We start from the raw sequence: 2,467 nt of genomic DNA, 5'->3' as shown, positions 1-2,467 counted from the left end.
AATTATCGACTTCCACACGCACCTAAACCAGCAGGAGATCCTCGACGATCACCACTTCGCTAATCTTTGGGAGCTCTGGCTCAAGCACGACCACTACAAATGGCGTTTGATGCGCGGCTGTGGTGTAGCGGAAGAATTTGTCACAGGAAGTGCTTCACCATGGGAGAAGTTCCATGCCTTCGCCTCCATCATGCCTCTCGCTGTCGGAAACCCTGTGCATCACTGGGCTCACCTAGAGCTACAAAGAGTCTTCGATATCGACACTGTACTCACTGCTGATACTGCTGAAGAAATTTGGAATAAGACGAACGCGCAACTACTCTCCAACCCGGAGCTTGGCGTTCGTGGTCTCCTCAAGCGCTTCAACGTCTCACTAGTCTGCACAACAGATGATCCAGCATGCGATCTATCCGTGCACCAGCGATTGGCAGCCGAAGACACCGCGCGAACACTTCCAACTTATCGCCCTGACGTAGCAATGGCCATTGATAAGCCTGAACAATATAGCGCTTGGCTCAAACAACTCGGTCAGCGCTGCAACACAGAAATCACAGATTACTCTAAGCTACTGCAGGCCCTCAAACAACGTCACGATGACTTCCACGCTGTAGGCTGTCGCCTCTCTGACCACGGAATTCCCTTCTGCCCAACTGGTGAATCGACGCCTCAGGAATTGAATGCTATTTTCCACAACGCTGCACTCGGCAATGCGCCAAACCGCACAGAAGACTGGAGTATTTTTGCTGCTGACATCATGCGCCATGTAGCAGAGTGGAACTCTGAGAAACAGTGGACCATGCAACTCCACCTAGGACCGCTTCGCAATGTAAACAAGCCACTATTTAAGCGTATCGGCCCTGACTCTGGCCTAGATACAATGGGAGCTTGGCCACAAACTCAGGCTCTGGTGGATTTCCTTTCATCCATTCAAGAAAAGGCAACACTCCCCCGCACTATTGTCTACAATCTCAACCCTAACGAAAGCGCCGCTATCTGCTGTGCTTTACAAAGCTTCCAAGATGAAACCTGTCCTGGGAAAATCCAATACGGACCAGCTTGGTGGCATCTCGACCACAAACGCGGGATCATCGAACAACTCGACATCTTGATGTCGCTCGGGGCAATAGGCACCTCAGTAGGCATGCTGACAGATTCACGTTCGTTCACCTCCTACGTGCGCCACGAATACTTCCGCAGGCTCCTCTGCCAACTCATCGGCAAAGCTGTAGAAGATGGCGAAATCCCAGACGACAAAGCTCAACTCAACAAGCTCATCTCAGACATTTGCTACCGCAATGCCAACGAGTACTTCCAATGGCCGGCAAATCATAATAACTAAAACACACATGAACTACATCACCTCACTTTTCGACCTCGAAGATAAAGTTGCCATCGTTATTGGCGGAACCGGCGAACTCTGTGGCCACATGGCTCAAGGTCTCGCGCAAGCTGGCGTAGAAGTGGTCCTCGCCGGTCGTGACCCAGCTAAAGCTGAAGCTAGACTCGCAGCTATCGAAGCTACTGGTGGCCGTGGTTATTTCGTCGCTACCGACCTGAAGGAAAAGGACTCACTCACTGAGCTACGAAACACAGTCATCGAGCGCTCTGGTAAGATCGACATCCTTATCAATGGTGCTGGAGTCAACTCGCCAACACCATTTTTCGAAATCGGCGTGGACGAATTCAAGAGTATTTTCGACATCAATCTCGGAGCGACAGTGCAGGCCTGTCAGGTCTTTGGTCAATACTTTCTCGAGCGTGGAGAGCCAGCATCCATCATCAACCTCGGATCAATCTCTGGCCTCAACCCGCTCTCGAAAGTATTTACCTACTCAGCAAGTAAAGCCGCAGTGCACAACCTCAGCCGCAACCTGGCGCGCGAATGGGCAAACAAAAACATCAGAGTCAACACTCTTGTCCCAGGCTTCTTCCCAGCTGAGCAAAACCGCAAGGTCCTCAACGAAGAACGTGTCGCCCAGATCATCGGCGGAACTCCAGCTGCACGCTTTGGTAATGCTGAAGAACTTATTGGTGCCACTCTACTGCTTTCATCCAGTAAAGCCGGCAGCTTCATCACAGGCACCGAAATGGTAGTCGATGGAGGATTCAATGCCCTGACGATCTGACGAATCTCAGCCCCTCCATAAAAATCTCCCCATTCTAAGCAATGAAGCCAGTATTCTCAAATAGGGATACTGGCTTTATTGTTTTGCTCTTCATTCAGTCATACCGAGAATATCCCACCCGCGTTTCTAGCGTCTATTCTTCATCAATTTTCACACATAGCCACGGTCGGCTAGAGTAATCTTATTTATGAGGTAATGTTAGCTATTCCTGACTGCATCAAAATAGTTTAGGTGTGCCCTTCAATCGCAACACGCAGGGTTCGTTAGCTATCTAGGCTGCTTAAATGTGGCTGCTCATCAGCCTCAGCCAAAAGCCTGAATTCATAATTTGCTCACTCTAT

Annotated in this window: 2 protein-coding genes; both read left to right on the top strand. The window is 50.1% G+C overall.

Annotated elements, in window-relative coordinates:
• The coding region (uxaC, locus tag ABGY95_RS00650; protein ID WP_347439747.1) for a glucuronate isomerase at positions 1–1,339 on the top strand (1,339 nt) is incomplete at its 5' end.
• Between the two features lie 7 nt (positions 1,340–1,346).
• Positions 1,347–2,126 (top strand): SDR family oxidoreductase, encoded by a 780-nt coding sequence (locus ABGY95_RS00645; protein ID WP_347439746.1) that lies wholly within the window; start codon positions 1,347–1,349, stop codon positions 2,124–2,126.
• The last annotated feature ends 341 nt before the right edge of the window (positions 2,127–2,467 follow it).

This window comes from Rubritalea sp. (assembly GCF_039830215.1).
Classification (GTDB): domain Bacteria; phylum Verrucomicrobiota; class Verrucomicrobiia; order Verrucomicrobiales; family Akkermansiaceae; genus Rubritalea.
The sequence above is the reverse complement of the archived record's forward strand: the minus strand, read 5'-3'. Positions and strand labels throughout refer to the sequence as shown.

Bases quoted from the DNA above. Each gene is read 5' to 3' on its own strand.
- ABGY95_RS00645 (WP_347439746.1), top strand. From the start codon at position 1,347: ATGAACTACATCACCTCACTTTTCGACCTCGAAGATAAAGTTGCCATC.